This window comes from Amycolatopsis sp. NPDC049691, assembly GCF_040675005.1.
GTDB lineage: Bacteria > Actinomycetota > Actinomycetes > Mycobacteriales > Pseudonocardiaceae > Amycolatopsis.
The window spans coordinates 164,533-190,807 of the sequence record NZ_JBFANX010000017.1 but is presented as its reverse complement, the minus strand read 5'-3'; the positions used below and the strand labels follow the sequence as shown (position 1 = coordinate 190,807).

33 protein-coding genes and 1 pseudogene are annotated in these 26,275 nt (G+C 71.2%); 16 read left to right on the top strand and 18 right to left on the bottom strand.

The features are described from left to right. Window positions 1-361: 361 nt before the first annotated feature. Together AB0J40_RS33325 and AB0J40_RS33320 are read right to left on the bottom strand one after the other, a co-directional pair. The gene (locus AB0J40_RS33325; protein WP_364461043.1) at window positions 362-1,702 is read right to left on the bottom strand and encodes a hypothetical protein; all 1,341 of its coding nucleotides are present in this window, start codon (window positions 1,700-1,702) and stop codon (window positions 362-364) included. A gap of 600 nt (window positions 1,703-2,302) precedes the next feature. Beyond that, window positions 2,303-3,469, bottom strand: a complete 1,167-nt coding sequence (locus tag AB0J40_RS33320) for a pyridoxal phosphate-dependent aminotransferase (RefSeq protein ID WP_364461040.1) — start codon at window positions 3,467-3,469, stop codon at window positions 2,303-2,305. Window positions 3,470-3,498: 29 nt separating this feature from the next. On the opposite strand from AB0J40_RS33320, the gene AB0J40_RS33315 reads away from it, so the two are divergent. After that, the gene (locus tag AB0J40_RS33315; protein WP_364461037.1) at window positions 3,499-4,797 is read left to right on the top strand and encodes a DUF445 family protein; all 1,299 of its coding nucleotides are present in this window, start codon (window positions 3,499-3,501) and stop codon (window positions 4,795-4,797) included. Between the two features lie 211 nt (window positions 4,798-5,008). Here the strand turns inward: AB0J40_RS33315 and AB0J40_RS33310 are convergent, their stop codons facing one another. Further along, complete coding sequence (locus AB0J40_RS33310; protein WP_364461034.1) at window positions 5,009-5,479, bottom strand: CGNR zinc finger domain-containing protein; 471 nt, start codon at window positions 5,477-5,479, stop codon at window positions 5,009-5,011. 90 nt (window positions 5,480-5,569) lie between these two features. On the opposite strand from AB0J40_RS33310, the gene AB0J40_RS33305 reads away from it, so the two are divergent. The 3 genes from AB0J40_RS33305 to AB0J40_RS33295 are packed head-to-tail and all read left to right on the top strand — an operon-like array spanning window position 5,570 to window position 6,915. Continuing rightward, a complete protein-coding gene (locus AB0J40_RS33305; protein ID WP_364461032.1) occupies window positions 5,570-5,938 on the top strand; it encodes a VOC family protein in 369 nt (122 codons plus the stop codon). 7 nt (window positions 5,939-5,945) lie between these two features. Continuing rightward, window positions 5,946-6,302 (top strand): zf-TFIIB domain-containing protein, encoded by a 357-nt coding sequence (locus AB0J40_RS33300; protein WP_364461029.1) that lies wholly within the window; start codon window positions 5,946-5,948, stop codon window positions 6,300-6,302. A gap of 1 nt (window position 6,303) precedes the next feature. Beyond that, on the top strand, window positions 6,304-6,915 hold the full coding sequence (locus AB0J40_RS33295; RefSeq protein WP_364461027.1) for a nucleoside kinase: 612 nt from the start codon (window positions 6,304-6,306) through the stop codon (window positions 6,913-6,915). On the opposite strand, the gene AB0J40_RS33290 is transcribed toward AB0J40_RS33295, so the two are convergent. After that, window positions 6,912-8,048, bottom strand: a complete 1,137-nt coding sequence (locus AB0J40_RS33290) for a methyltransferase domain-containing protein (RefSeq protein WP_364461024.1) — start codon at window positions 8,046-8,048, stop codon at window positions 6,912-6,914. The two genes, AB0J40_RS33295 and AB0J40_RS33290, sit on opposite strands and share 4 nt — an antisense overlap. Before the next feature lie 106 nt (window positions 8,049-8,154). On the opposite strand from AB0J40_RS33290, the gene AB0J40_RS33285 reads away from it, so the two are divergent. The 7 genes and pseudogenes from AB0J40_RS33285 (at window position 8,155) to AB0J40_RS33255 (ending at window position 13,292) form a co-directional block, all read left to right on the top strand. Further along, entirely contained in the window at window positions 8,155-8,622 is a 468-nt protein-coding gene (locus AB0J40_RS33285; protein ID WP_364461021.1) for a helix-turn-helix transcriptional regulator, read from the top strand. Next, on the top strand, window positions 8,619-9,299 hold the full coding sequence (locus AB0J40_RS33280) for a hypothetical protein (RefSeq protein WP_364461018.1): 681 nt from the start codon (window positions 8,619-8,621) through the stop codon (window positions 9,297-9,299). The genes AB0J40_RS33285 and AB0J40_RS33280 overlap by 4 nt, the downstream gene beginning before the upstream one ends. 84 nt (window positions 9,300-9,383) lie before the next feature. Continuing rightward, the gene (locus AB0J40_RS33275) at window positions 9,384-9,677 is read left to right on the top strand and encodes a DUF2516 family protein (RefSeq protein ID WP_364461015.1); all 294 of its coding nucleotides are present in this window, start codon (window positions 9,384-9,386) and stop codon (window positions 9,675-9,677) included. Between the two features lie 13 nt (window positions 9,678-9,690). Continuing rightward, entirely contained in the window at window positions 9,691-10,233 is a 543-nt protein-coding gene (locus tag AB0J40_RS33270) for a YbaK/EbsC family protein (protein WP_364461012.1), read from the top strand. Then, complete coding sequence (locus AB0J40_RS33265) at window positions 10,230-11,237, top strand: ornithine cyclodeaminase family protein (protein WP_364461009.1); 1,008 nt, start codon at window positions 10,230-10,232, stop codon at window positions 11,235-11,237. Before AB0J40_RS33270 ends, AB0J40_RS33265 begins: the two co-directional genes overlap by 4 nt. Continuing rightward, a pseudogene (locus tag AB0J40_RS33260) lies at window positions 11,234-12,680 on the top strand (aromatic amino acid lyase). The gene AB0J40_RS33265 and the pseudogene AB0J40_RS33260 overlap by 4 nt, the downstream one beginning before the upstream one ends. 60 nt (window positions 12,681-12,740) lie before the next feature. After that, window positions 12,741-13,292: a cadmium resistance transporter gene (locus AB0J40_RS33255; protein WP_364461006.1), complete on the top strand. Its 552-nt coding sequence runs from the start codon at window positions 12,741-12,743 to the stop codon at window positions 13,290-13,292. On the opposite strand, the gene AB0J40_RS33250 is transcribed toward AB0J40_RS33255, so the two are convergent. Genes AB0J40_RS33250 through AB0J40_RS33235 form a run of 4 tightly spaced genes read right to left on the bottom strand, consistent with a single transcriptional unit; the run spans window position 13,289 to window position 15,758 of the window. Then, window positions 13,289-13,468 (bottom strand): DUF397 domain-containing protein, encoded by a 180-nt coding sequence (locus AB0J40_RS33250; protein WP_364461003.1) that lies wholly within the window; start codon window positions 13,466-13,468, stop codon window positions 13,289-13,291. The genes AB0J40_RS33255 and AB0J40_RS33250 overlap by 4 nt on opposite strands. A gap of 12 nt (window positions 13,469-13,480) precedes the next feature. Next, entirely contained in the window at window positions 13,481-14,317 is an 837-nt protein-coding gene (locus AB0J40_RS33245; protein WP_364461001.1) for a helix-turn-helix transcriptional regulator, read from the bottom strand. A gap of 38 nt (window positions 14,318-14,355) precedes the next feature. After that, window positions 14,356-15,069, bottom strand: coding sequence for an ABC transporter permease (locus AB0J40_RS33240; RefSeq protein ID WP_364460999.1), 714 nt, complete (start codon window positions 15,067-15,069; stop codon window positions 14,356-14,358). After that, window positions 15,066-15,758 (bottom strand): ABC transporter permease, encoded by a 693-nt coding sequence (locus AB0J40_RS33235; RefSeq protein ID WP_364461183.1) that lies wholly within the window; start codon window positions 15,756-15,758, stop codon window positions 15,066-15,068. Before AB0J40_RS33235 ends, AB0J40_RS33240 begins: the two co-directional genes overlap by 4 nt. Before the next feature lie 145 nt (window positions 15,759-15,903). On the opposite strand from AB0J40_RS33235, the gene AB0J40_RS33230 reads away from it, so the two are divergent. Next, window positions 15,904-16,827, top strand: coding sequence for an ABC transporter substrate-binding protein (locus AB0J40_RS33230; protein WP_364460996.1), 924 nt, complete (start codon window positions 15,904-15,906; stop codon window positions 16,825-16,827). Here the strand turns inward: AB0J40_RS33230 and AB0J40_RS33225 are convergent. Together AB0J40_RS33225 and AB0J40_RS33220 are read right to left on the bottom strand one after the other, a co-directional pair. Further along, window positions 16,824-17,600, bottom strand: coding sequence for a class I SAM-dependent methyltransferase (locus AB0J40_RS33225; RefSeq protein WP_364460993.1), 777 nt, complete (start codon window positions 17,598-17,600; stop codon window positions 16,824-16,826). The genes AB0J40_RS33230 and AB0J40_RS33225 overlap by 4 nt on opposite strands. Window positions 17,601-17,629: 29 nt before the next feature. Beyond that, window positions 17,630-18,112, bottom strand: coding sequence for a MarR family transcriptional regulator (locus tag AB0J40_RS33220; RefSeq protein ID WP_364460990.1), 483 nt, complete (start codon window positions 18,110-18,112; stop codon window positions 17,630-17,632). 49 nt (window positions 18,113-18,161) lie between these two features. On the opposite strand from AB0J40_RS33220, the gene AB0J40_RS33215 reads away from it, so the two are divergent. Beyond that, window positions 18,162-18,596, top strand: a complete 435-nt coding sequence (locus AB0J40_RS33215) for an SRPBCC family protein (protein WP_364460988.1) — start codon at window positions 18,162-18,164, stop codon at window positions 18,594-18,596. Window positions 18,597-18,691: 95 nt separating this feature from the next. Beyond that, on the top strand, window positions 18,692-19,708 hold the full coding sequence (locus AB0J40_RS33210) for an NADP-dependent oxidoreductase (RefSeq protein ID WP_364460985.1): 1,017 nt from the start codon (window positions 18,692-18,694) through the stop codon (window positions 19,706-19,708). Here AB0J40_RS33210 and AB0J40_RS33205 read toward each other — a convergent pair. Beyond that, on the bottom strand, window positions 19,705-20,328 hold the full coding sequence (locus AB0J40_RS33205) for a haloacid dehalogenase type II (RefSeq protein ID WP_364460982.1): 624 nt from the start codon (window positions 20,326-20,328) through the stop codon (window positions 19,705-19,707). The genes AB0J40_RS33210 and AB0J40_RS33205 overlap by 4 nt on opposite strands. Before the next feature lie 70 nt (window positions 20,329-20,398). On the opposite strand from AB0J40_RS33205, the gene AB0J40_RS33200 reads away from it, so the two are divergent. After that, the gene (locus tag AB0J40_RS33200) at window positions 20,399-20,731 is read left to right on the top strand and encodes a helix-turn-helix transcriptional regulator (protein ID WP_364460980.1); all 333 of its coding nucleotides are present in this window, start codon (window positions 20,399-20,401) and stop codon (window positions 20,729-20,731) included. Here AB0J40_RS33200 and AB0J40_RS33195 read toward each other — a convergent pair. Beyond that, window positions 20,700-21,227, bottom strand: a complete 528-nt coding sequence (locus AB0J40_RS33195; protein ID WP_364460978.1) for a pyridoxamine 5'-phosphate oxidase family protein — start codon at window positions 21,225-21,227, stop codon at window positions 20,700-20,702. The genes AB0J40_RS33200 and AB0J40_RS33195 overlap by 32 nt on opposite strands. Next, complete coding sequence (locus tag AB0J40_RS33190; protein ID WP_364460976.1) at window positions 21,217-21,828, bottom strand: TetR/AcrR family transcriptional regulator; 612 nt, start codon at window positions 21,826-21,828, stop codon at window positions 21,217-21,219. The genes AB0J40_RS33195 and AB0J40_RS33190 overlap by 11 nt, the downstream gene beginning before the upstream one ends. 90 nt (window positions 21,829-21,918) lie before the next feature. On the opposite strand from AB0J40_RS33190, the gene AB0J40_RS33185 reads away from it, so the two are divergent. Further along, window positions 21,919-22,968 carry an NAD(P)-dependent alcohol dehydrogenase gene (locus tag AB0J40_RS33185; RefSeq protein WP_364460973.1) on the top strand — a complete coding sequence of 350 codons (1,050 nt, stop codon included), beginning with the start codon at window positions 21,919-21,921 and terminating at the stop codon, window positions 22,966-22,968. Between the two features lie 20 nt (window positions 22,969-22,988). Here AB0J40_RS33185 and purU read toward each other — a convergent pair whose 3' ends face one another. The 5 genes from purU to AB0J40_RS33160 all read right to left on the bottom strand — a co-directional run bounded on the left by purU (window position 22,989) and on the right by AB0J40_RS33160 (window position 26,269). Beyond that, entirely contained in the window at window positions 22,989-23,855 is an 867-nt protein-coding gene (gene purU / locus AB0J40_RS33180; RefSeq protein WP_364460970.1) for a formyltetrahydrofolate deformylase, read from the bottom strand. A gap of 23 nt (window positions 23,856-23,878) precedes the next feature. Continuing rightward, window positions 23,879-24,328: a maleylpyruvate isomerase N-terminal domain-containing protein gene (locus AB0J40_RS33175; protein ID WP_364460968.1), complete on the bottom strand. Its 450-nt coding sequence runs from the start codon at window positions 24,326-24,328 to the stop codon at window positions 23,879-23,881. Then, window positions 24,225-24,926: a VTT domain-containing protein gene (locus AB0J40_RS33170; RefSeq protein ID WP_364460966.1), complete on the bottom strand. Its 702-nt coding sequence runs from the start codon at window positions 24,924-24,926 to the stop codon at window positions 24,225-24,227. Before AB0J40_RS33170 ends, AB0J40_RS33175 begins: the two co-directional genes overlap by 104 nt. 63 nt (window positions 24,927-24,989) lie before the next feature. After that, window positions 24,990-25,784, bottom strand: coding sequence for a class I SAM-dependent methyltransferase (locus AB0J40_RS33165; RefSeq protein WP_364460963.1), 795 nt, complete (start codon window positions 25,782-25,784; stop codon window positions 24,990-24,992). Further along, window positions 25,763-26,269, bottom strand: a complete 507-nt coding sequence (locus AB0J40_RS33160; protein WP_364460960.1) for a DUF2505 domain-containing protein — start codon at window positions 26,267-26,269, stop codon at window positions 25,763-25,765. The genes AB0J40_RS33165 and AB0J40_RS33160 overlap by 22 nt, the downstream gene beginning before the upstream one ends. Between the last annotated feature and the right edge of the window lie 6 nt (window positions 26,270-26,275).

Below are 26,275 nucleotides of genomic sequence, written 5' to 3'. Positions count from 1 at the left end.
CAGCCCCGCGACGTGCCGGGAAGCCGGCGGCTCAGACGTGCTCTCCGCTTGACGAGTCTTCGCTCGGCGCGGTGAGCGAGGACTCCCGGAGCACGCCCGGTGTGGGTCCCGGCGCCGCGGGGGCAGCGCGGCGCCGGGACCGGGATCCGACCCGGCCGGGCGCGGTCGGCCGGTCGGAAAGACGGTGGTTTCGCATGGCTTTCAGCCCCTGGGGTACGTCGGACGCGGTTGAGCGTCACGAGACGTGAAAGAGTCACGAATTTCGTACTGGAGCAGGGGAAACGTCACGCCGCAACGGCGTGCGGATGCGTCCTGATGATCTTGTTTTGGACGCAGGTGTCCCCGGCTGCCCGGTTCGGCGTCAGTCGGGGGACGTGGTGGGCAGGGCGGCTTCCCTGCCCGCGCCGTCGACGTCGTGGTCGCGGCTGGCGCCGATGAGCTTCAGCTGGGTGGTGGTGACGTCGTCGGTGTGGACGGCGAACGCGTGGCGCGCGCCGCCGGGGCCGTCGTGGCCGGGCGCCGCGGTCGGGGCCGGTGCGCTCGGGGCGCTGGTGCCACCGGGCAGGCCCGGGGTGCTGTCGCCGCCCCCGTTGCGGGCGTGGACACCGGAATCGCGCGGCTGCTCCGCCTGGGCGGACAGCGTGTTCTGCCGCTCGACGAGGTGCACGACGGCGACCCGGGAGGTCTGCTGCTGGGTCGTCGCCGTGGTTTCGGCGGGCACGGTCTCGACGGCGGCGGTGGTGGCCGGCTGGGTGGCGGTGCCGGTGGAGCCGACGGGCACGGTGACCGTGACACCGCCGGAGTTCGAGCTGCCGCCGAGGATCGGGTTCAGGACGTCGTCGAGGGGGAGCAGGACGGGGGCGTCCGGGTTGTTCGCGGGCGGCTGGGTGAGCGGCGCGAGAACGGTGTGGGACAGCGTGTTCGTGAGGGTGCCGACGGTGTTCAGCGTTCCGGTGAGGGTGGTGGTGACCGTGTTCAGGGTGCCGCCGACCACGTTGACGACGCCGCCGACGAGCCCGCCGAGCAGGCCGCTGTCGGCGGTGGTGGTGGTCCTCGTGGCCGGTTCGGTCGCCGTGGTGACGGTGCCGACGAGGTTGGTGAGCAGGCCGCCCGACGAGGTCGCCTTGGTCGCGGGCTCTTCGGTCGGCTGGGTGTCCTTCGTGGACTGCTCCGGGGTGGACTCCGCCTCGGTCTTCGTGGTGCCGGCCGTCGGCTCGTCGGTCGCGCCGGTCTTGGTCGCGTCGCTCGGGTCGGTCTCGGTCGCGTCGGACTTTGTTGCGTCGGTCTTGGTTGCGTCGGACTTCGTCGCGTCGGCTTCGGCCGGGTCGGTTTTCGCCGTGCCGGCGGGCTGCTGCGCGCAGTCGGAGGTTTCGCGGTGGCTCTTGCGGTGGTGGCCGTGCAGCAGGCCGCCGTGCTCCACAGTGGACGCGACGGCGGCGTGCGGGCAGCCGGCGGTTTCGGCGGCGGCCGCGGTGCTGCCGGAAAGCGCTCCGGTGAGCAGCCAGCCGGCGAGCGTCAGGCCTCCGGCGACGAGGATCTTGGCGGCGGGCCGCTGGAGCGCGGCGGCCCAAGGGCGCGGCGCGCGCCCGCGCGCGCGAAGGGTGGGAACCGACTCGGCGGCGCGGTGGCCCTGACCTGCGGAAAGCGGGCCTTCCGCCCGGCGGGTGCCAGCTTGGGCGAGCCAGCCGGCCCTCGACCCCACCTCACCCGCTGTGAGCGCAGGCTGCGCGGGAGCGCTGCGGCGTGCGTTCGCCGTGCTGCTCACCGCCACCACCACCGTCCGCGCCTGTGGCTCCAGCGCTGTGCGCTCGAGTCCGTTGTTGCTGGGGTCTTTCTCCGGCCAGGTCGCAGGTCCCCCGGGGCTGCACTCTTTCTAGCACCGCTCGGGAGTCTTTCATCTCTCCCGCGTTCGATCCAGCCCACCGGGCGGAACGGCCTGGCCCGGCAAGGCAACTGCGGCCGACGAGTTGATCACTCTCAGTGCCGTTCGGGGGTTTCTCTGCGGCCATTCGGACGATTCCTGCAAGTTGCACATTCGCGCGCTGACCTGATGTTTCGCCGGTGCCCGTCGCGAGGTGTGCCGGTTCGGTGGCTTTCAGTGTTCGTGAAGGAGTTTTTGGCCGGGTGCCGGAAATCGGTCCGCGGAGTGGGACGGGGGCCACCCGTTCCGCGTGCGGTCGGTGACCAACCGACCGTGGAGCTGTACGACCGCCGCTCCGGAGCGTGACGGCCGGTCGCGACGACTCCCCGGCGAGACCGGCTCGGCGTCGCGAAAGGCCGCCACCGAGCCGGACCGCGGTCGTCAGACCAGTTTGCGCAATCGGGTGATGCCCTCGTCGATGACGTCGTTGCGCTTGCAGAACGCGAAACGCAGCAGGTGTTTCCACTCGTCCGGGTGATCGGTGAACACCTTGACGGGCACCGCGGCGACCCCGACCCGGCCGGGCAGCTCCCACGCCAGGTCGGCGGCGTCGGTGAAGCCGAGCGGCCGCACGTCGACGCAGACGAAGTACGTGCCCGCCGTCGGCCGCACCGTGAACCCGGCGTCGGCGAGCCCGGCCGAAAGCCGGTCGCGCTTCTCCTGCAGCGACGCGCGCAGGCCGTCGACCCAGGCCAGCTCGTGGTCGAGCGCGTGCGCGACGGCCGGCTGCAGCGGCCCGCCCGACACGAAGGTGATGAACTGCTTCGCCGCCTTCACCGCCGCGACCAGCTCCGGCGTCGAGCAGACCCAGCCGATCTTCCAGCCGGTGCAGTTGAACGTCTTCCCGGCGCTGGAGATGCTCACCGTTCGCGGCCGCATCCCGGGCAGCGTGACCAGCGGGATGTGCTCCGAGTCGTCGAACACCAGGTGCTCGTAGACCTCGTCGCAGATCGCGATCAGGTCGTGCTCGACGCACAGCGTGGCGAGCGCCTCCAGCTCGGCGCGGGTGAACACGGTCCCGGTCGGGTTGTGCGGGGAGTTGACCAGGATCGCCCTGGTCCGCGGCGTGACGGCGGCGCGCAGGCCCTCGACGTCGAGCCCGAACCGGCCGTCCGGGCCTTCGACGAGCCCGACGACCCGCCGCTCGGCGCCCGCCATCGCGACCGCGGCGGCGTAGGAGTCGTAGTACGGCTCGATGACGATGACCTCGTCGCCGGGCTCGGTCAGCGCGATCAGCGTCGCGGTGATGGCCTCGGTCGCGCCCGCGGTGACGAGGATCTCCGTGTCCGGGTCGTACTCCGTGCCGTAGCGCAGCCGGTGCCGCGCGATCGCGGCCCGCAGCTCCGGCCGCCCCGGCCCCGGCGGGTACTGGTTCGCCCCGCCGAACAGCGCGTTCTTGGCCGCTTCGAGCATGCCGGCCGGGCCGTCGGTGTCCGGGAAGCCCTGGCCGAGGTTGACGGCGTCGTGCTTGACGGCCAGCGCGGTCATCTCGGCGAAGATGGTCGAGGTGAACGGCCGGAGGCGGGGGACGAGAGCAGGTTCGCGCACGATCAAGCATCCTCACGGACAATGGTGATGTGGAGCAACTGACCCCCGCGAAGGTGACGCCCGCCGACCCGCCGGGCGGCGCCGCCGGCGAAGCGGAAAAGCGGCGCGCGCTGCGCAAGATGAAGCTGGTCGCGCTGTCGTTCCTGCTCGGCGCGACGCTGGTGTTCCTGCTGACCAGCTGGGCGCAGTCGGCCGGCTGGCCGGGCTGGGTCGGCTACGTGCGCGCCGCGGCCGAAGCGGGCATGGTCGGCGCGCTGGCCGACTGGTTCGCCGTCACGGCGCTGTTCCGGCACCCGCTCGGGCTGAAGATCCCGCACACGGCGATCATCCCGAACAAGAAGGACGCGCTGGGCACCAGCCTCGGCGACTTCGTCGGGTCGAACTTCCTGTCCGAGGAGGTCGTCCGCGACAAGCTCAAGCGCGTCGAGATCGCGCGGCGGCTCGGCGGCTGGCTGGCCCAGGAGGAGAACGCCGAGCGCGTGACGTCCGAGCTGGCCACGATGGTCCGCGCCGCCGTGAAGGTGCTCCGCGACGACGACATCCAGGCGATCATGGAACAGGCGGTCGCGCGGCGGATCATCGACAAGCCGTGGGGCCCCCCGCTGGGCAAGATCCTCCAGGGCGTCTTCGCCGACGGCGCGCACCACAAGCTCGTCGACCTGATGTGCGACCGCGCGTACGAGTGGGTCCGCGACAACCACACGACGATGCTGCGCGTGGTGTCCGACCGGGCGCCGAGCTGGTCGCCGAAGTTCGTCGACGAGATGCTGGCGGACAAGGTCTACGGCGAGGTGCTGTCGTTCGCGTGGGCGGTGAAGACGGACGTCAACCACCCGATGCGGCTGGCGCTGGACAAGTTCCTCGGCGAGTTCGCCCAGGACCTGCAGACCGACCCGGACGTGATGGCCCGCGCCGAGCAGGTGAAGGGCCAGATCGTGCACCACGAGGAGGTCCAGCGCCTGATCGGCTCGGCGTGGAGCACGGCGAAGGAGATGCTCCTGACGGCGGCCGAGGACCCGTCGAGCGAGCTGCGCCGCCGGGTGCGCCTGGGCTTGGTGTCGCTGGGTTCGCGGCTGGTTTCGGACGACCAGCTGCGGTCGAAGGCCGACGGCTGGGTCGAGGGCGCGGCGGCGTACCTGGTGAAGAACTACTCGCGCGAGATCACGACGATCATCACGGACACGGTCGAGCGCTGGGACGCCGAGGAGACGTCGCGGAAGATCGAGCTCCAGGTTGGGCGCGACCTGCAGTTCATCCGCATCAACGGCACGGTCGTCGGTGCGCTCGCCGGGTTGGTCATCTACGCCGTGGCGGAGCTGCTGTTCTGACGAGCCGAGGCGTATACCACAGCTGGGGGAGCTTCAAACCAGTTGTCCACAGGAAGCTGAGTTATCCCCGGGGTTATCCACAGGTTTTCACGGTGATGGCCTAATCGCTGTCCACAACGTGTGGGGGTTGGGCGGTCCGGGGCGTGGATATGTGGGGGGTTGTGGCCGAGTTGTCCACAGCCGATCGAGGGTCCGCCGCTCGGATGAGCCGTCAGCCCGCCGCGGTCTCCGCCGCCCGCGCTCGCCAGCCGCGCGCCTTCTCGCGGTTGCCGCACACCCGCATCGAGCACCATGTCCGCGACCGGTTGCGGGACTCGTCGTAGAACGCCCACAGGCACGTGTCGGCCGGGCAGATCTTCAGCCGGATCCAGTCGCCGCGCACGACCAGCCGGGCGCAGGCCGCGAACACCGCGCCCACCACGTCGTCCGCCACCAGGGCCGGGCCGGCGTCCGTGAGAGAAATCCGCGTGCCCACGTCCAGGCTGCCGCCGGGCAGCCGGGGGTCGCCGATCGCGGCGCGCAGCGCGTCCCGTGCCGCTCGCGCTTCGGCGGCCGGGTTGGCCGTCAGTGCCCGCCCGGCCGCCCACTCCCGCCACTGCCCGGGATCCTCGAGCAGGTCAGTGCCCTCTTCGACGTTGACCGTGTTGAGGAACTCCACGACGAGGGATGCGTCGGTGTGCACCGAACCAGTGTACGGCGACCGGTGGTTGCCCCCGCGTGCGCTAACCGACATACTCCACTAGCTGGTTACTCACGATCGAAGGGAGCGACGATGAGTGCGGTACCGACGCTGGGTGTGGTGGCCCTCGACTGCCCGGACCCGCTGGCGCTGGCCGAGTTCTACCGGGCCGTGCTGGAGTGGGACGCGCCCGAAGTCGCCGAGGACGGCCACTGGGTCACGCTGGCCAACCCGGCCGGCGGCGCGGGGATCGCGTTCCAGCGGGTGCCCGACTACCGGCCGCCGTCGTGGCCGTCCGCGGAGAACCCGCAGCAGCTGCACCTGGACCTGAACGTCACGGACCTGGAAGCGGCGCACGAGCGCGTGCTCGGCCTGGGCGCGAAACTGCTGGACGACGCTCCGAAGACCTTCCGCGTCTACGCCGATCCGGTGGGCCACCCCTTCTGCCTGTGCGCCTGCTGACCGATTTGTGCGTAGGCTCGCATGTGTGATTTGTCCGAAGTGTCAGAACCAGATGCGGACCGTGGACAAGAACGGCGTCCACATCGAGCAGTGCGAAGGCTGTCGCGGGATCTTCCTGGACCGCGGTGAGCTCGAAGCGATCGCCGGTGCGGAAAGCTCCTTCTACGGCCACCAGCCGCCGCCCTACCGCGGCCACGCCGACTCGCCGCGCCCCTACCGCGGCGGCTACCCGGATTCGCCCAAGGCGTACCGCGGCGGGTACGCGGACTCGCCGCGGCCGCATCGCGGGTACTCGGACTCTCCGAGGCCGTACGGGCACGGTGGCCACCGCAAGCGCGGCTTCCTCGAGAACCTCTTCGACTGAGATGGGTCTCGACCTGCGGATCTGCCCCGCCTGCGGCGATCTGGGCGACCGCCCGATCGTCGCGGGCGCGGTGCTCACGTGCCGCCGGTGCGGCCACGAGTGGCCGTTCCGGAAGCTCCCGCTGTTCGCGCTGACCGGCCCGAGCGGAGCCGGCAAGTCGACGATGGGGCCGCTGCTGGCGGAGCGGCTCGGCGGTGACGTCGTCGTGCTGGACCAGGACGTCCTCTGGATCGGCGCGCTGCGCGACGAGGTCGGCGCGTTCCGCTCGGTGTGGCTGCGGATGGCGGCGATGCTGCACCAGAACGGCCGCCCGGTCGTGCTGTGCGGCACGGTCGCGCCCCCGGAGTTCGAGCCGCTGCCGGAGCGGGCGTTCTTCAGCGAGATCCACTACCTGGCGCTGGTCGGGTCGGCGGAGTCGCTGCGGGCGCGCTTGCGGGCCCGCCCGGCGTGGCGCGAGTGGGACGAGCCGCGGATCGAGGAGATGCTCGAGTTCACCGACTGGCTCCGGGAGTCGGCGCCGGAGCTGGGCGTCGAGCTCTTCGACACCACGGACGCCTCGACGGAGGCGACGGCCGACCACGTCGAGAAGTGGATCCGCGACCGGTTGCCCTAGCCGAGCGGCCAGGTGCGGCCGTCCGGTGCGTCGAGCCAGAACTCCTGGCGCTCCGCGGTGACCGTCACGCCGAAGCGGTCGCGTTCCGGCTTGCCCAGCTCGCACCAGTCGACGAACGCCGACTCCGCGATCTCCCACAGCGCTCGCGGGCCGCCCTGCGCGACCTCGTCCGCGCCGCCGCGCTTGCGGTGGCGGACCCACGAGCCGTCCGGGTGCACCAGCGAGACGCTGTCGTCCGCGTCGCGCACCGCCCGGACCCCCGGCAGTGCCAGCCCGGCGAAGAACTCGAACTGCTTGCGCGGCTGGAGCACCGTCGACATCGGCAGCCGCGTCTGCTCCCAGTCGTCCCGCGACGGCATCGGCAGCCGGTCCGCTTCCGGCAGCCGATGCGCGCGAAGCGGCATGAAACGGCCGTCGCGTGCGAGGACGTGCCCCTGCGCGGTGCCGTCCTCACCCGCGACGAGCCGGATCAGCCCGGCGCCGATCGGCCGGTTCAGCGTCGTCACGATCAGCCCGCCCGGCACCGTCTGCTGCAGCCACGCGAGCGGGACCGACGACACCGACGCGGTGCACAGCACCCGGTCGAACACGGTGCCCGCCGGGAAACCGAGCGCGCCGTCGCCCACCGCGCACGCCGGCCGGTAGCCCGCTTGCGCCAGCCGCTCGCGCGCCTCGCCGACGATCACCGGGTCGATGTCCACTGTGGACACCTGGCCGGCGCCGCAGCGGTGGCTCAGCAGGGCCGCGTTGTAGCCGGTGCCGGTGCCGATCTCGAGTACCCGCTGCCCGTTGCGGACCCGCAGCTCCTCCAGCATGATCGCCATGATCGACGGCATGCTCGACGAGCTCGTCGGCGTGCCCGCGACCGGGCCGGTGCGCCGGGCGAGCTCCCAGCGGCCCGGGTCGTCGTCCAGCTGCGTGACCAGCACCTCGCGCGAGTAGACGGTCTCCAGCCAGCCCGGGTCGTCCCGGTCGACCGCCGCCCACAGCCCGCCCGCCGGCGCGAAGAAACGCGGCAGGAAGACGTGGCGCGGCACCGCGCGGAAGGCGGCGATCCATTCGGGAGCGTGCAGGACGTCCTCGTCGAGCAGGTGCTCGACGAGCCGCCGCCGCAGCCGGGCCGAGCGCGTCATGCCTCTCACGGTAGCGGTGAGCGTCACACCCGATGGTTGCAAGCAGAGTGCTTGCAATAGCTAGCACTCGCGCGTACCGTCGAAGGTGTCGCGAGGAGGTGACCGGATGGCAGAAACCGGTGGGACCCAGCCCGGATCCGGCAGTCCCATGGAGAAGGTCGCGGACATCGCTTCCGACATCGGCGAGTACATCCGCCAGCAGCGCAACACCGCGAAGATCTCGTTGCGCCAGCTGTCGAAGCTCGCCGGCGTGTCCAACCCGTACCTGAGCCAGATCGAGCGCGGGGTGCGCAAGCCCAGCGCGGAGATCCTGCAGCAGATCGCCAAGGGCCTGCGCATTTCGGCGGAAGCGCTGTACGTGCAGGCCGGGATCCTCGACCTGCCGACGGGCGGCCCGGTGGGCGACGCGATCCGCGCCGACGCCGAGCTGACCGAACGGCAGAAGCAGGTCCTGCTCGACGTCTACGAGTCCTTCCGCCGGGAGAACGCCGCGGCACGGCCGGCCGCCGGGTCCGTTCCCACCGCCGACACCACAGACACCGCTCCAGCCGCAGACACCAAGGAGTCAGCATGACCACCCCCAAGACCACCGAAGACGTCAAGAAGGCCGTCACCACCGCCTTCGACCAGGTCCGCACCCCGCTGCTCGCCGCGCTCGGCGCCGGCAACCTGGCCACCCACGCCGTGACCGACGCCGTGGCGAAGGCCAAGGAGAACGTGACGAAGAGCGGCGAGGTCGCCCGCAAGAACCTGCAGGAGCTGCCGACCGACGTCGAGAGCCTGCGCGAGAAGCTGGACCCGGCCGAGCTGCGCAAGGTCATCGACGAGTACACCGAGGCCGCGCTCAAGCTGTACAACAAGCTGGCCGAGTCGGGCGAGCAGGCGTGGGACAAGATCGCCGCGCAGCCGCAGGTCAAGAAGGCCATCGAGCAGCTCGAGGAGGCCCTGACCACCGCGCAGGGCCAGGTCGAGGGCGTCACCGCCGAGGTCCGTGAGCGCGTCGACGGCGTGCTGGGCAAGGTGACCAAGCGCACCCGTTCGGCCGGCGAGAAGACCGCCCGCAAGGTGACCGAGGTCGCCGGCGAGGCCGCCGACGCCATCGAGGAGCTGGGTGACGACGTCGCCCACGAGACCCGCTCCGCCAGCCGCAAGGTCGCCAACAAGACGGCCCCGAAGACGGCCGCCCCGGCCCGGCGCACGACCACCAGCGCCGCCGCGAAGAAGCCGGCCGCGCCGAAGACCGACAAGTAAAGACGCCGTGAACCCTTCGGCCCCGCCACCGGACCCCGGTGGCGGGGCCGGGGTCGTTCGGGCGGTTTGCCGTAAGCTGTCGCTGTGCTGGTTGCCTACTGGATCCTCGAAGTCATCCACTGGGGCAGCGCGCTGGTCGGGCTCTTCGCCTTCGTGCACGCGCTGCTTCAGCGTGCCGACGCCTATTCCGCCGCCGACCGCAAGACCAAGCCCGTGTGGATGCTCATCACCGGTGGCGCGACGCTCGCCATGGTCCTGTTCCCCGTGATGGGCCCGGGGATGATCTTCTACGTGCCCGCGATGGCCGCGGCTCTGGTCTACATAGTGGACGTCCGGCCGAAGCTGATCGAGGTCCAGCGCGGCGGCTCCAGCTGGTAGCTAGGCTGGCCGGGTGACCTGGACCATCGCCGGGAGCCTCACCGTCGTTCCCGCCCCCACGCGTACTGACCTGCTCGCCGAGCCCGTCGCCAAGGCGCTGGCCGCGCTCGGCGATCCGGATGCCGTCGGCGTCGCGGAGATCGACCCGTCGCTGGCCGACACCGCCGCCTTCTGCGAGGCCTACGGCTCGCCGCTGGAGGCGTCCGCCAACTGCGTCGTCGTCGCCGGCAAGCGCGCGGGCGAAGTGCGCTTCGCGGCCGCGCTCGTGCTCGCGACCACCCGCGCCGACGTCAACGGCGTGATCAAGCGCCGCCTCGACGTCCGCAAGGCGTCCTTCGCGCCGATGGACGAAGCCGTCTCCCTGACCGGCATGGAGTACGGCGGCATCACGCCCGTCGGCCTGCCCGCCGACTGGCCGATCCTGATCGACAAGGCGGTCGCCGACGCGCCCGAGCTCGTCATCGGCAGCGGGATCCGCGGCAGCAAGCTGCTGATCTCCGGCACCGCGCTGGCCGCGCTCCCCGGCGCCGAGGTCATCGAGGACCTCGCCAAGTGACGTCCGTCTGGCTCCGGTACCTCACCGGTGCCGACATCGACTCGCTCGGCGTCACCGAAGCCGACATCGTCGGCGCGGTCGAGGACGTCCTCGGCGACCACGGCCGCGGTCAGGTCGTCTTCGAGCCGCGTACGCACCTCGTGCCGGACAACGGCGGCAAGGGCCACTTCAACATCCTCCGCGGCCACCTGTCCGCGAAGCAGGTCAGCGGCGTGAAGGTCGTCGGTGACTTCGTGGGCAACTTCGAACGGGGCCTCCCTTCGGAAATGGCGTTGATCCTGCTGCTGGACCCGGACACGGGCATGCCGCGGGCGATCGTCGACGGCACGATGATCACCGAGGCCCGCACCGGCGCGATGACCGCCGTCGGCGCGAAGTACCTCGCCCGCCCGGACTCCCGGGTGCTCGGCCACATCGGCGCTCGCGGCACCGCGTGGTGGAACGTCGTCCTCCTCGACTCGCTGTTCGACTTCGCCGAAATCCGCGTGACCAGCAAGCGCCCGGAATCCCGCGAGGACTTCGGCCGCCGGCTCTCGGAACGGCTCGGCAAGGACGTCCGCGTCTGCGCCACGGCCGAGGAGACCCTGGACGGCGCGGACATCCAGGTCGAGGCCTCCCGGCTGGTCGAACCCGAGGCGCTGGTGCGCCGCGAGTTCCTCCGGCCGGGCACCTTCCTGGTGCCCTACGGCACGATCAGCGCACTGGAGCTCACCCTGCTCGACGACATCGACAAGGTCGTCGTCGACGACTGGCGCGAATCGCGGTCCGGCAACCCGCGGTTCGGCGCCCTGCGCCCGCAGCTCAACGCCGGCCTGCTCACCGCGGACGGGGTCCACGCCGAGATCGGCGACGTCGTGGCCGGGAAGAAGCCGGGCCGCGAGCACGACGCCGAGCGGATCCTGTTCTGGCACCGCGGACTGTCCACAACGGACGTCGCGGTGGCGAACATGATCCTGGCCCGTGCCGAGGCTTCCGGCGTCGGCACCATGCTGCCGTACCGATGATCACCGACGGAAGCGAGTTCGCCGACGGTGAACGGTTGGTTCTGGCCAAACCGCTGGTAGAAGCCCTGCGGCAGCGCCGGAACGCACTCTTGGCGGCGCTCGAAAACCGCGAAAAGCCCGTCTACGGCGTCAACACCGGCATGGGCCGCCTCGCGGGTGTCGCCCTCGACGCCCGGCAGCAGGCGGAACACCAGCGCAACCTGCTGATCGGCCGCGCGGTCGGCGGCCCGCCGTGGCTCCCGCCCGAGGACGTCCGCGCGCTGCTCCTGGTGCGGCTGCGCGACTTCCTGCAGCCGTGGTCGGGAGTCAGCGCCGAACTGGTGCAGTTCCTGGTGGACCGCCTCAACGACGGGTTCACGCCCGCCGTGCCGCGCGGCGGGCTCGGCAGCTCGGGCGAGATCATCCCGCTGTCCCACGCCTTCCAGACGTTCCTCGGCATCGGCACGGTCCTCGAAGACGGCGTCGAGACCCCCGCGGCCGACGCACTCGCTCGCCGAGGTGCCGAGCCGTATGTGCTGGGGCCCAAGGAAGGTGCTTCGCTGCTTCAGGGTTCTCCGCTGGCCGTGGTGCACGCGCGACGCGGGTGGGCCGAGGCGCGGCAGCTCATCCAGCTGCAGACGCTCACCGAAGCGATGGCGATCGACGTCCTCGGGGCGCCGCGCGAGGTGTTCTCCCCGGTCATGGCGGGCGGCGACGACCACCTGCGGCGGCTGCTGGAGGCCCTGACCGGGATGGTGGGCGCGGGTCCGGTGCGAGCCGGAGTCGTGCAGGCGCCGCTGTCCGTCCGGGTCGCGCCGCGGGCGCTCGCGCACGCTTCCCGCGCGAACACCGAACTGCACGAGACGGTCGAGCGCTGGCAGACGATGCCGGGGGACTCGCCGTCGTTCGTCGAGGGGGAGTTCCTCCCGGGGACGGCGTACCACGCGGTCGACCTCGGGCTGCGCATGGACGCGGTGACGGCGGCGCTGGTCCACCTCGGCGAGATCTCGGTCCAGCGGACGCACCGCCTGCTCGACGAGCGCTTCAGCGGGCTCCCGCCGCAGCTCACGGCGGATCCCGGCCCGCGGGCGGGGCTGGTGCCGCTGCACAAGCGGGCGGTCGGCGAGCTGCACGCGCTGCGGCGGCTCGCTGCGGCGGCTCGCGGCGCCGGCGACGCTCGGTTCGATCGACACCTCGGCGGGGCAGGAGGACGTGCAGGCGTTCGCGTGGGCCGCGGGGGAGCAGCTGCGGGCGGCCGCGACGCACCTGTTCGCGATCACGGCGTGCGAGCTGGTCACGGGGTCGCAGGCGCGGTACCTGGCGTCCGACGGGGTACCGGGGTTGAGCGCGGCTTACGAGTGGGTGCGGTCGGTGGTGCCGCCGGTCGAGGAGGACCGGCCCCTGGGGCCCGAGGTCGAGCGGTTGATCGCCGCTTGCCGCGAGGGCAGACTTGCCGGCGCGTGAGCCTTGGGGCAGGGCCGTGGCGGTGCTCGCGGTGACGGACCTCGACAGCCTCGCCCGCGCATGAGCCTCGGGTTGATCGGGCAGGCCGCGGCGATGTTCGCCGTGACGAACGTCGATGACCTGGTGCTGCTCGCCGTCTTCTTCGGGCAGGCCGGCGCACTGACGGTCGTCGCCGGGCAGTTTCTCGGGTTCGGGGCGATCCTGGCCGTCTCGGTTGCCGGGGCGCTCGGGGCCGGGTTGCTGCCCGATGGTGCCGTCCGGTGGCTCGGCGTGCTGCCCATCCTGCTCGGGATCCGCGCGGCCTGGCAGGCCTGGCGCCGCGACGACGGCGAGCCCGCGCCGGCCACCGGAGTGCTCGGGATCCCCGCCGTGTGCTTCGCCAACGGCGGGGACAACATCGGTGTCTACGTGCCCGCCTTCGCCGCGACCGGACCCGGCGGGCTGGTCGGCTACACCGCGGTCTTCGTGGTGGGCGTGGCCGGGTGGTGCCTCGCCGGGCGGTTCCTCGCGACGCGGCCCTCGGTCGCGCGGGTGCTCGCGCAGTGGGGGCACGTCGTGCTGCCCGTCGTGCTGATCGCGCTCGGCGTGCTGATCCTGCTCGGGGCGTTCTAGCGGGCGACTTCACCGATGTGGCGCCAAGTTTCGGCGGACACGGTCAGCGTGCCGGACGTCGGCGCCTTCGAGTCCCGCACCACAACCTCGCCGGGCGTGAAGGCAACCTCGACACAATCGCCCTGCTGCCCATCGCCGCTGCTGTAGCTGCTCTTTCGCCAGCGCAGTTCGGACACGGTCGGCTCCAGTCAGATCTCGGCGATCACCTGCCGGATCAGCCGAAGGGAGTCCGGCTCGTCGTACGCGAGATCGGCGAGGTGGCGGAAAGCCAGCCTAGCAGCGTTGACTTCCTTGGCTTTCTCGAACTGGAGCGACCCGAAACCGTGCTCGATGTAGGCGATGTCCGGCTCCCGCAGGCGCGGGTAGCTGAGGATCGTGAAGCTGCCATTCCGGCCGGAGTGGCTGCCGTGGTTGAGCGGCACGACCTGCACCGTGACGTTGGGCAGCTGCGCGCATTCGATGATGTGCTCCAGCTGCGCGGACTGCTCGTCCGGGAGCAGGTCGGGGCGCCGGAGCACGGACTCGTCGATGATGGCGTGGAGCGTGAGCGGCTCGTCGTCGGTGAGCCGGGTCTGGCGGCGCAGGCGCACCGCGATCTCGTTTTCCAGCCGGCGGCCGGACAACGGGTCCCGCGCGCCAGCGAACGTGGCGCGCATCCCCGCTTCGGTCTGCAGCAGTCCGGGCACGAAGCCGAGCTGGTACGTGCGAACTTCGTCGGCGTCAGCCTCCAAAGCGACGTAGCCGCGATCGTCGAGGCCGTAGGCGTGCCACCAGCCCTTCTCCCAGGCACGGTCGTACTGCCGGACCCAGTCGTCGTAGTCCGACACGATCACGCCGTAACGGTCGAGCAGCGCCAAAAAGCCGTTGTAGTCCGGCAAATGCCCCAGCTCGATGCGGCTCATCTTGTTCTTGTTGAACCGCATGGGCTCGCCGGCCTCGACCTGAGTCAGGCCGGCGTCCTCACGCAGCCGTCTGAGCTTGTTCGCGAGCAGGCGCTTGCGGGCGTTGGGCTTCGGCCGATCCATGCACGGATCGTAAGGCGCGACTGCGCAGGGTGAGATTCCTACGACTCGCGCCGGGCGTTCTGCAGGGCCAGACCTCGGGGTGTGGCCAAACGGGTGATGAGCGCGAAGGCGCCGTCGCAAAGCAGCGCCAGGATCACCGCGGCCAGACCGCCCGCGAAGATCTCGCCGTAGCCCGACGCGCCGAGCGCGAAGCCGTCGACGATGTAGCGGCCGAGACCACCGCCGTCGTTGACGATCGCGCCGATCGCCACCGTCGCGATCAGCTGGAGGAACGACACCCGCGCGCCGGCCAGGATCACCGGGGACGCCAGCGGCAGCTCGAGCCGGAGCATGATCTGCCACTCGCGGTAGCCCGTCCCGCGGGCGGCGTCGACCGTCTCCTGCTCCAGGGACACCACGCCCGCGTACGTGTTCGTGAACAGCGGCGGCATCGCCAAGGCCACCAGGGCCAGCAGCAACGGCCAGAACGTCGTGTCGAACTCCCAGCGGCTGGCCAGGAACCAGAACAGGATGATCAGCCCGAAGCTCGGGATCGCGCGGCCGATGTTCACCGCGCTGCTCGCGAGGAACGCGCCCCGGCGGTAATGGGCGAGCCACAGCGCCGCCGGGATCGTCAGCACCGCCGCGATCACCAGCGCCAGCAGCGAAAACCGGAGGTGCTCCAGCGTCCGGTACGGGATGCCCGCCTTGTCCGTCCAGCTCCAGCGGTTCGGGTCCGCGAGCCACGCGTTCAGCTGGTCGAGGAAGCTCATCGCGTCCGCACCTTCCGCGCCCACGGCGCCAGCAGCCGCTCGCTGAGCCACAGCACCAGATCCACGACCACCGCCAGCGCCACCGACAGCACCACGCCGACGATGATCTCCGTCGGGTTGGGCGTCGCCGTCTGGATGCCCGCGCGGATGAAGTAGCCCAGGCCGCCGAGGCCGAGCATCGACGTCACCGTGACCAGGCCGATCGTCGTCACCGCGGCGACGCGCAGGCCGGCGATCACCACCGGCAGCGCGAGCGGCAGCTCGATCTGCCAGAGCAGCCTGCCGCGCGTGTACCCCATGCCGACGGCGGCTTCGCGTACTTCGTTCGGCACCTGGTCGACGCCCGTGACGATGTTGCGGACCAGGATCAGCAGCGTGTACGTCGCGAGCGGGATCATCGCGGTGAGGAACGTCAGCCCGAAGAACGGCACCAGCACGGCGAACGCGCCCAGGCTCGGGATCACGTACAACGCGCCGGCCGCGCTCAGGACGAAGCCGTACGACCAGCGGTACCGCAGCGAAACCACCGCGAGCGCGATCGAGACGACCAGCCCGACACCGAGCGCGGCGGCGGTCAGCGAGATGTGTTCGCCGAGGCGCTGGACGATGTCGTCCGCGTTGCGGTCCACCCACTTCCACTGGAAGATCGGGGGCCCGGCATTGCCACTGTCGGCGGCCAGCGGGGTCACGTGCACCTGGCGACCCTACCTCGATTGGCGGCGGCTCATTCCGAATTCTGGGAATTCGAGTGCATTTCTCCCATTATGTGGGCGCTTGTCGGTCGGCGGGGCTAGGGTCCTTTCGTCTGTTCGAGTGACGAAGGAGTGGGGATTCGTGCGCTGGTTCCGGAACGCGTCCGTGGTGGCGGTGGCCGTCGCGGCGACGCTCGGCTTGGCCGCCTGTGGTGGTGGCAGCGACAGCGGTGACAAGCCCGCCGCGCAGAGCAAGGGCGGGGCGCCGATCGTCGTCGCGTCCTTCAACTTCACCGACAGCCAGATCCTCGCCGAGATCTACGCCCAGGCCCTGGAGGCCAAGGGCTACCCGGTGACGCGGAAGCTGAACCTCGGGTCGCGGGAGCTGATCTACCCGTCGCTGAAGTCCGGTGAGCTGCAGTTCATCCCCGAGTACCAGGGCGCGGCGATCACCACCGGCTTCGGCAAGGAGGCGGGCAAGACCGCGCAGGAGGAGCACGAGCAGCTGGCCAAGCTGTTCGAGCCGAGCGGCGTCGCGCTGCTGAACTTCGCCGCGGCCGAGGACAAGAACACCTACATCATCAAGTCCGACCTGGCCAAGGAAAAGGGCATCGCGTCGATCAGCGACCTGAAGAAGCTGGACAAGGTCGTCATGGCGGGCCCGCCGGAGTGCGAGAAGCGGCTGCCGTGCTTCCTGGGCTTCAAGGACGTCTACAAGCTCACGAACGCGACCTTCCAGACGATCCAGGAGGCCGGTCCGCGGGTCGAGCAGCTGAAGTCCGGCGCCGTCACGGTGATCCCGGTCGACTCGGTCAGCCCGCTGACCGGCGACTCGAACTACACGGTGCTCAAGGACGACCTGAACATCGTGCCGACGGAGAACGTCGTGCCCGCGGTGAACAAGAAGGTGCTCGACGAGCGCGGCGCCGACTTCGCGAACGCGGTGAACGCCGTGAGCGCGAAGCTGACGACGGACGTGATGCGCGACCTGAACAAGCGCGTCGACTCCGAGGGCGAGAAGGCGGCCGACGTCGCCAAGGACTGGCTGGCGCAGGCCGGTCTCTAAGCAGTACCGCGGACGACCCAGGCGCGCGCCGAAAGCGGGATCGAGCCGTCCGGGTTCGTCGGCAGGCGGCTGCGCAGGAGTTCACGGATTTGGTCCCGGCGTGCCTCGGGAAGGGTGGCGAGGTACGCCGGACCGGGACCTTGCGCGCCGAGGAACGGCTGCCAGTAGTCGTCGAAATCCCGGAACACCGTCGGGATCTTGATCTCGCCCACCGACACCGCCGCGAAACCCGCCTCCGTCCACAAGCGACCGAACGGCTCCGGGCGGCACAGCGGGAACTGGCGGCCTTCGTGCCGGTCCGCGGCCGCCGGGTCCAGCTCCGCCGCGGCGTCCCAGAAGTGCCGGATCAGCTCCATCCCCTCCGCGAGGTCCCACAGGTACGCCGCGGCGAGTCCACCTGGGACGGTCACGCGGGCGATCTCCGCCGCCGCGGCGGCCGGATCCGGGACGAAGTTCAGCACCAGCCCGGACACCGTCACGTCGAACCGGTCGTCGGGGAACGGCAGGGACCGCGCGTCGGCGACCTCGAACGACACCCGCGGGTCCGGCACCGAAGCGCGGGCGGTCTTCAGGAAGCCCTCCGACGGGTCGACGCCCGCCACCTCCGCCGGGTCGGCCGCCGTCAGGACCGCCGAGGTCAGCGCGCCCGTGCCGCAGCCGACGTCGAGCCAGCGCCGGCTCGCCGGGACGTCGAGCTGCCGGACGAACGTCTCCGCGATCCGGCGGCTCCACCGTCCGATGTAGGCCTCGTACGCGTCGCCTGACTGCCACATGCGGTGAAGTACAGCACAAAAACCGCTGGTCAGCCGTTGGCCAGATCACCCGTCGCCGTGTGACCGGCCGACGTCGCGCGCCGCAGGAACCCGGCGATCAACGCCAGTTCCTCTTCGCTGTAGTCGGCGCACAGCTCGTCCATCGCGGTGTTCATCCCCGCATAGAGCCGGAACAGCTCGCCGTTGCGGCCGCGGACCGCGCGGACCGCCACCGCGCGCCGGTCGGCCGCCTCCGGGTCGCGTTCGCGGACGATCCAGCCGCCCTTCTGCAGGCGGTCGAGGATGCCGGTCACGGTCGCCGGGTGCAGGCCCGCCCGGCGGGCCAGCGCGCTCGGGCTCAGCGGGCCGTGGCGGGCGATCAGCTCGAGGCAGTCCAGGTCGACGTCCTTGAGCGCCAGGTGGGCGCTGACCTGGTGGTTGAGCAGGGAGAGCTGGTTGCGCAGCTCGCGCAGCGACTCCTTGAGCGCCACGGTGGCGCGCCGCCGGCGGGCGGCGTCCGGGGTGGCACTCATGGGGTCAGCCTACTGTGGTCACGATCGGTACCCTGGGCAAAGGAGTGAAATGGGAAAGGTCACGGCCACCGCGGAGCGCACCATCGACGCCCCGGCCGACAAGGTGCGCGCGCTCGTCGCCGACTACGCCGAAACGCGCCCGAAGCTGCTCACCGAGCACTACCGCGACTACCAGGTGACCGAGGGCGGTGTCGGCGCCGGGACCAAGGCGAGCTGGAAGCTGCAGGCGACGTCCAAGCGGGTGCGTGACGTGGCCGCGACCGTCACCGAGCCGAGGCCGGGCACGCTCGTCGAGACCGACGCGAACTCCAGCATGGTCACCACCTGGACGGTCACCGAAGCGGGTGAGCGCAGTGTCGTGCGGATCGAGACTTCGTGGGACGGTGCCGGAGGTATCGGCGGCTTCTTCGAGAAGACGTTCGCGCCCGGCGGCCTGAAGAAGATCTACGACGGCGTGCTCGGGAAGCTCGCCGAGATCGTGTGACCAGTCACAATCGGAATGTGCGCCCCGGTTAGCTGGTTGACTCGGAAGGAATCCGGGGCGCCTGCCCCGCTTCGACCGACTTGAGGAGTTCGACGGTGAACGCACCCACCCAGGCGACCGAGATCCGGCTCGCTTCCCGCCCGCACGGCGTCCCGACCCACGACAACTTCGAGATCGTGGACACCGAGATCCCCGCCGCGGGCGAGGGCCAGATCCTGGTGCGCAACCTGATCATGAGCGTCGACCCGGCCATGCGCGGCCGCATGCGGGACGTGAAGTCCTACGCGCCGCCGTTCGAGGTCGGCGAGGTCATGTCCGGCGGGGCGGTCGGCGAGGTCGTCGAGTCCCATGTGGACGGTGTAAAGCCGGGTGACCACGTGCTGCACCAGGCCGGCTGGCGCACCCACGCCGTCCTCGACGACAAGCGGTTCGTCAAGGTCGACGCGTCCGCCGCGCCGCTGTCGACGTACCTGGGCGTGCTCGGCATGCCGGGCCTGACCGCGTACGCGGGCCTGCTGGAGTCGGCCGAGTTCAAGCCGGGCGACACGGTGTTCGTCTCGGGCGCGGCCGGCGCGGTCGGCTCGCTCGTCGGGCAGCTCGCGAAGCTGAAGGGCGCCAAGCGCGTCATCGGCTCGGCGGGTTCGGCGGAGAAGGTCCGGCACCTGATCGACGACCTCGGCTTCGACGCCGCCTTCAACTACAAGGACGGCCCGGTCGCCGCGCAGCTGCACGAAGCGGCGCCGGAGGGCATCGACGTCTACTTCGACAACGTCGGCGGCGAGCACCTCGAAGCCGCGATCGACGCGATCAACCTGCACGGCCGGATCGCCGTCTGCGGCATGATCTCGCAGTACAACGCCACCGAAGCGACGCCGGCGCCGCGCAACCTGTCGCAGATCATCGCCAAGCGGTTCACCATGCGGGGCCTGCTGGTGCTCGACCACTGGGGCCTGCAGCAGCAGTTCGTCAGCGAGGTCGCGCCGCTGGTCACGTCCGGGCAGATCAAGTACTCGGAGACGTTCGTCGACGGCATCCGCAACGCGCCGGACGCCTTCCTCGGCCTGCTTTCCGGGGCCAACACCGGCAAGATGCTGGTCCGCATCGCCGACTAGAGCAGTCCGGCCAGCTCCGGGAGGGTCGACGCGGTGTACGTGGGTGCGGGCGATCCGGGCAGCGGGTGGACGCCGGGACGGGTGACCAGCGCCGTCTCCAGGCCCGCCGCCTGGGCGCCCGCGATGTCCCAGTCGTGCGCCGCGACCATCACGGCCCGCTCGCCGGGGTAGGCGGCCAGGACCTGGTGGTACGGCTCCGGCGCCGGCTTGAGCCTGCCGACCTGCTCGGCCGAGAAGATCCGGTCGAGCAGCGTGGCCAGGCCGGAGTTCCGCAGCTGCGCCTCGGCGGTGGCGAGCGGCGAGTTCGTCAGGGCGACCAGGGTGTGGCCCTTCTCGCGCAGCTTCGCCAAGCCCGGCTCGACGTCCGGGTGGGCGGGCAGGTTCCGCAGCCCTTCACCGATCTCGGCGAGGTCGACTTCGCGGCCGTGTCTCGCCGCGACCTCGACGGCGGCCGCCCCCGCGATGCCCGCGAAGTCCTGGTAGCCGCCGGTGGCGGTCACGGTCAGGACCGTGTGGATGGCCAGCCCGAACCACTCGCGCCGCAGCTCGGGCCCGCCGACCAGGGCGTCCATCGGAGCGAGGTCGAGCAGGGTCTCGTTGACGTCGAAGACGCACAGCATGCGGGACTCCGGAGGTTCGAAGGTGCTCGTACCTCGTCGAAGGTACGACAGCTGCCGTACCATGTCCAGCATGCCCGGTGAACTGCCCATCCCGGAGATGGCCGACGTCGACCTCGGCACGGTGCTGTCCGCCCTCGCCGACCCGCACCGCCGCGCGGTGGTGGTCGACCTCATGGCGGGCGACGGCGCCGAGCGGGCGTGCTCGTCGTTCCCCCTGCCGATCGCGAAGTCGACCCGCACGCACCACTGGCGGGTCCTGCGCGAGGCCGGCCTGGTCCGCCAGCGCGACGCGGGGAACGGCACGTTCGTCCGCCTGCGCCGGGACGAGTTCGACGCGAAGTTCCCCGGCCTGCTCGACGTCGTCGCCGGGATCAGTACTGCTGGGTCAGCGCCCGCTCGGTGAGGTCCGCGTCCAGCTCGTCCGCCGAGATCGGCAGTGCCATCTGGTCGCGCGGGATCGTGCCCAGGCTTGGCAGGGTCGAGCGGTCCGGCCAGGTCGCCGGGTCCCACAGCGATGACCGCAGGAACGCCTTCGCGCAGTGCATGTACAGCTCTTCGACCTCGACGACCACCGCCAGCTTCGGCCGCTTCCCCTTGACCACCAGCGAGTCGAAGAACGACGCGTCCGACACCAGCGTCGCGCGGCCGTTGACCCGCAGCGTCTCGTTCATCCCCGGCACAAGGAACAACAGGCCCGCGTGCGGGTTGTCGACGATGTTGCGGAAGCTGTCGATCAGCTTGTTGCCCGGCCGGTCTCGCAGTGGCCGTCCGGCGGTGCCGTCGCCGGCGGCACGAACGGCGAATGCTCGATCAACACGCGCGTGCTCGTCGATCCGGTCGATGACCTTCTTCGTCCGTTCGTGAGTCGATGATCCCCATGCGCCCAAGCTAGCGCGCACCACCGACAGTCCGGCCCGCGATCGCGATCCGCGCGGCCTCCGACGACTTCTTCACCACCAGGTCGACCGAGTAGCCGTGCTTCACGAAGACGCCGTCGAGCTGGAACGTGCCGTAGCCGTGAGCCTGGGTGAACAGCTGCTCCATCAGCTCCAGCGCCGTCGCCGGGTCCGGTGCGACCGCCAGGCAGCGCAGCAGGAACTCGTCGGTCAGCCGCCGGGTCTGCTCGTGCAGCACGAGGTGCTCCGGGCCGTGCAGGCCTTCGGCGTAGATGACGTTCATCCCGGCCCGGCGCTCGATCAGGTACCGCGTGTACGCGCCCGCCGCCGCGGCCAGCGCGTCCACCGGGTCTTCGTGCTCGCCCGCCGCCTCGGCGACGCGCTCGGCGAGCTGGCAGGCGATGTTCGCCGCGACCTCGGCCAGCAGGCTCTCCCGGGTGGGGAAGTGCCGGTAGGGCGCGCCGGGGCTGACCTTCGCGCGCCGCGCGACCTCGGCGACCGAGAAGCCGGCGAGGCCGTGCTCCGCGATCAGGTCCAGTGACACGCGCACGAGCTCGCCGCGGAGGTCGCCGTGGTGGTACTTGCCGCCCATGACCTGGATCACATCTCTCGTCCGAAATATGTAAGAGCCCTCTTACGTAGACCATGTAAGAGGCCTCTTACGAGGCAACGGTACTTGAAGTTGGAGGGTTCCATGAGCACCACCACGCACGCCATCGCCGCTCCGGCGCCCGGCGCGCCGTTGGCGCGGACCACGATCGAGCGCCGTGACCTGCGTCCGGACGACGTGCTGATCGACATCGCCTACGCCGGTATCTGCCACAGCGACATCCACCAAGCCAAGGAGGACTGGGGCCAGGCGATCTTCCCGATGGTGCCGGGCCACGAGATCGCCGGCGTCGTCGCCGCGGTCGGGTCGGACGTCACGAAGTACCGGGTCGGCGACCGCGTCGGCGTCGGCTGCATGGTCGACTCCTGCGGCGAGTGCGAGTACTGCCTGGCCGGCACCGAGCAGTTCTGCGTCAAGGGCAACGTCCAGACGTACAACGGCGTCGGCTTCGACGGCGAGAACACCTACGGCGGCTACAGCAACCAGATCGTCGTGAAGGACGCCTTCGTCTGCCGCATCCCGGAGGGCATCGACCTCGACGTCGCCGCGCCGCTGCTGTGCGCGGGCATCACCACCTACTCGCCGCTGCACCACTGGGGCGCCGGCCCCGGCAAGAAGGTCGCCGTGATCGGCCTCGGCGGGCTCGGCCACATGGCCGTCAAGATCGCCGCCGCGATGGGCGCCGAGGTGACCGTGCTGAGCCAGAGCCTCAAGAAGCAGGAGGACGGGCTCAAGCTGGGCGCTTCCGAGTACTACGCGACCAGCGACGAGTCGACGTTCGACGTCCTGAAGGGCAAGTTCGACATCATCCTCAACACCGTGTCGGCCAAGCTGCCGGTGGACGCCTACCTCGGCCTGCTGCGGGTCGGCGGCGCGATGGTGAACGTCGGCGCGCCGGGCGAGCCGCTGTCCTACAACGCGTTCTCGCTGCTGGGCGGCAACAAGGTGCTCGCCGGCTCGATGATCGGCGGCATCGCCGAAACCCAGGAGATGCTGGACTTCTGCGCGAAGCACGGCATCGGCGCGGAGATCGAGACGATCTCCGCCGACAAGGTCAACGAGGCCTACGAGCGCGTCGAGAACTCCGACGTCCGCTACCGGTTCGTCATCGACGCGTCGACCATCGGGGCCTGACGAGGAGCACGGCAACCGCGTCAGAACACCACGGTGCGGTTGCCGTGCACCAGCACCCGGTTCTCCAGGTGCCAGCGCAGGCCGCGCGCCAGCGTCACCTTCTCGATGTCGCGGCCCTTGCGGACCATGTCCTCGACCGAGTCGCCGTGGTCGACGCGGATGACGTCCTGCTCGATGATCGGGCCCGCGTCGAGGTCCGCCGTCACGTAGTGGCAGGTCGCGCCGACCAGCTTCACCCCGCGTGTGTGGGCCTGGTGGTACGGCTTCGCGCCGATGAACGACGGCAGGAAGCTGTGGTGGATGTTGATCGCCCGGCCGGCCCACTCGCGGCACAGGTCGGCCGGGAGGATCTGCATGAACCGGGCCAGCACCACCGCGTGCGGGTCGTGCTCGTCGACCAGCTTGCGGACCTGCTCGAACGCTTCCTCTTTCCCACCGGCCGGGAACGGCACGTGGTGGAACGGGATGCCGTGCGCGCGGGTGATGTCCGCGAGGGACTCGTGGTTGCCGATCACCGCCGCGATGTCGACGTCCAGCTCGCCGGACGCGACGCGGCCGAGCAGGTCGTACAGGCAGTGTCCGGCCTTCGACACCAGCACGACCGCGCGGCGCCGCTCGCCGGTGTCGCTGACCTGCCAGTTCGACTCCGCGGAGAGGTCCGCGGCCACCTCGGCGAACCGGGTGCGCAGCCCGTCGGCGTCGAACGGCAGCGAGTCGGCCCGGACGACCTGGCGGGTGAAGAACCAGCCGGTGTCGGGGTCGGTGTGGTAGGCCGCTTCGACGATCCAGCCGCCGTGCTCGGCGAGGAACCCGGAGATCCGGGCGATGATGCCGGTGCGGTCGGGGCAGCCGAAGGTGATGACGTAGCGGCGTTCGGGAGCGGTCACGACGGCATTCTCCCCCGCGCTGGTCAGCCGGCCGGGAGCCGGTCCCCGCTGCCGCACCCGGCCGAACCCGGCAGTGCGACGGCGCAAACCATTTCGCCGGTCCCCGGGGCGAACTCGGGGGACAGGCGCGCCGGCACGGGCCGGGCGAGGGCGGATTCGGCGTCGAGGCGGTGGATCGCCGTGGCGTGGGCCAGCCGGCCGGTCCATGGCGATCCCGGGTTTCGCACCAGGGCTTCGCGCAGGGCGAGGCGCTGCCCGTCCCACCACCCGAGCACGTCTTCCCACTCCGGTGGCGGCGCCGGTGTCAACGGCCGGTCCAGGACCAGGCCGACCGCGGCGCAGTGCACGGAAGCGATGTGCGTCACCAGGTCATGGACAGTCCACTTCGGACAGTTCGGCACCGGGGCCGCCGGGCCCGCCGTCAGCGCCGCCCGCTTCAGCGCGTCCGCGTGGACGTCGATCGCTTCGAGCATGCGCCGACCGTAGCCGTCTTCCCGCTTCGATGGCGAAGACCAGGCCGAGGCCGAGGCTGAACGACAGCAGCAGGCCCTTCCCCGGCTCGTCCGCGAAGGCGGCGCCGCCGGCCAGGCCGATCAGCACGCTGTACACCGCCCAGATCGCCGCGCCGGCCAGGTCGAGCGGGACGAACCGGCGCAGCGGGTAGCCGAGGCTGCCGTTGGCCAGGGCACTGGCCACGCGCCCGCCGGGCAGGTACCGCGCGGCGACGATCAGCAGGCCGCCGTTGCGCCGCACCTGGTCGCGGGCCCATTCGTAGCGCCGGTGCCCGTCGGCCCCGCGCTGCAGCCGCGCGATCGCCCGCGGCCCGGCGAGCCGGCCGACGGCGTACCCGAGGCAGTCGCCCGCCCACGCGCCCCCGGCCGCGACGGCGGCGAGCAGGGCGAGGTCCGCCGGGTTCGGCCCGAGCAGCACGGCGACGGTGACGACGGTCGTCTCGCTGGGCATGAACGGCAGCAGCGCGTCCAACCCGGAGACGGCGAAGACGAGCACCCACAGCCACGGCGAGCCGAGCGCGCCGCGCAGCAGCTCGGTGACGTGCCCCAGGAGTTCCACGGCTCAATGGTGATCACCGCAGGTCACTTCGGGGTGACGCAGCGGGGGTGGCCCGGTGAACGTTCAGGCGGGAGCGACCGCGGACCACGGGACCGACAGCTCGCCCGGCCGGATCCGGGGGTCCGGCACCGGCCAGCCGCGGGCGGCCAGCAGCCGGACCGTCTCCAGCCACCTCGACCGGACGCCGAACGCCTGGTGCGGCGCCGCCGTCGCCCAGCACGTGTCGAGCGCGGACAGGAAAGCGTGGATCCGCTCGCCCGGGACGTTCCGGTGGATCAGCGCCTTCGGCAGCCGCTCGGCCACCGTCGACGGCTTCTCCAGCCCCGCCAGCCGCATCGACAACGTCAGGGACACCGGGCCGGCGGACGACACCAGCACCCACGTCGACAGCCGGCCGATCTCGTCGCACGTGCCCTCGACCAGCAGGCCGCCCGGGGCCATCGAGTCCAGCACCAGCGCCCACGCGCCCGGGACCTCGTCCTCCGCGTACTGGCGCAGCACGTTGAACGCCCGCACCAGCACCGGCCGCGTCCCGGCCAGCTCGAAGCCGCCACGGCGAAAGTCCAAGGACGGCGGCGACGCGGCCGGTCGAGCAGAAGCCACCCGTGCGGGATCCAGCTCCAGACCGAGGACCCGGACGTCCGGCCGGACCCGGCGCAGCCACCGCGCCAGCTCGACCGTCGTCACCGGGGAAGCGCCGTACCCGAGGTCGACGACCAGCGGCGACTCCGCCGCGCGCAGCAGCCGGGTCGTCGCGGGGAAGTACGTGATCCACCGGTCGACCCGGCGGAGGCGGTTCGGGTTGGTCGTGCCGCGGGTCGGCGCGCCGACCGGACTCAGGCGACCTCGGCCAGCCACTTCGCGGTGAATTCGGCTTCGCGCTCCAGCAGCTTCGTGACCTGCTCGGCGATCACGCTCTCCAGCTTCCCGCCGAACAGCGGGATCCGGACCGTCACCTCGCCGCTGATCCGCAGCACCGTCCTGCCGTCGTTGGCCAGCAGCGCCGTCCGCGCGGCGATCTCGCCCGGGACGCCGCCGACCTCGACCGTCGCGTTGCCCTGCCGTCCGGTGCCGTCGTTGCTCACCCGCCAGGTCTGCGTGCGGGTCACCACCAGGTCGCCCTTGTGCAGGGTCCGCACCGCCGAGGGCAGCTTGTCCGCGCTGATCCCCTGCCGCAGCTCGTACCGCAGGTTCGTGCCGGACTCCTCGTACGACAGCAGTGCCGCGCCATGCCCGCCGAGCTGCTCGAGCCGCGCGCGCAAGGCGGCTTCGCCGGCGACCGCCGCGTACGTCGCGGGGACGTCGGCGGCGAACTCAGCGCGGTGCTCGATCCGGGATCCCATGAGCCG

Coding starts and splice junctions, on each gene's coding strand:
- AB0J40_RS33185 (WP_364460973.1), top strand. CDS start 21,919: ATGAGCACCACCACGCACGCCATCGCCGCTCCGGCGCCCGGCGCGCCG.
- AB0J40_RS33225 (WP_364460993.1), bottom strand. CDS start 17,600: ATGTGGCAGTCAGGCGACGCGTACGAGGCCTACATCGGACGGTGGAGC.
- AB0J40_RS33205 (WP_364460982.1), bottom strand. CDS start 20,328: ATGCTGTGCGTCTTCGACGTCAACGAGACCCTGCTCGACCTCGCTCCG.
- AB0J40_RS33255 (WP_364461006.1), top strand. CDS start 12,741: ATGAGCCTCGGGTTGATCGGGCAGGCCGCGGCGATGTTCGCCGTGACG.
- AB0J40_RS33160 (WP_364460960.1), bottom strand. CDS start 26,269: ATGGGATCCCGGATCGAGCACCGCGCTGAGTTCGCCGCCGACGTCCCC.
- AB0J40_RS33295 (WP_364461027.1), top strand. CDS start 6,304: ATGGGTCTCGACCTGCGGATCTGCCCCGCCTGCGGCGATCTGGGCGAC.
- AB0J40_RS33285 (WP_364461021.1), top strand. CDS start 8,155: ATGGCAGAAACCGGTGGGACCCAGCCCGGATCCGGCAGTCCCATGGAG.
- AB0J40_RS33200 (WP_364460980.1), top strand. CDS start 20,399: ATGCCCGGTGAACTGCCCATCCCGGAGATGGCCGACGTCGACCTCGGC.
- AB0J40_RS33215 (WP_364460988.1), top strand. CDS start 18,162: ATGGGAAAGGTCACGGCCACCGCGGAGCGCACCATCGACGCCCCGGCC.
- AB0J40_RS33240 (WP_364460999.1), bottom strand. CDS start 15,069: ATGAGCTTCCTCGACCAGCTGAACGCGTGGCTCGCGGACCCGAACCGC.
- AB0J40_RS33175 (WP_364460968.1), bottom strand. CDS start 24,328: ATGCTCGAAGCGATCGACGTCCACGCGGACGCGCTGAAGCGGGCGGCG.
- AB0J40_RS33290 (WP_364461024.1), bottom strand. CDS start 8,048: ATGACGCGCTCGGCCCGGCTGCGGCGGCGGCTCGTCGAGCACCTGCTC.
- AB0J40_RS33245 (WP_364461001.1), bottom strand. CDS start 14,317: ATGGATCGGCCGAAGCCCAACGCCCGCAAGCGCCTGCTCGCGAACAAG.
- AB0J40_RS33280 (WP_364461018.1), top strand. CDS start 8,619: ATGACCACCCCCAAGACCACCGAAGACGTCAAGAAGGCCGTCACCACC.
- AB0J40_RS33220 (WP_364460990.1), bottom strand. CDS start 18,112: ATGAGTGCCACCCCGGACGCCGCCCGCCGGCGGCGCGCCACCGTGGCG.
- AB0J40_RS33305 (WP_364461032.1), top strand. CDS start 5,570: ATGAGTGCGGTACCGACGCTGGGTGTGGTGGCCCTCGACTGCCCGGAC.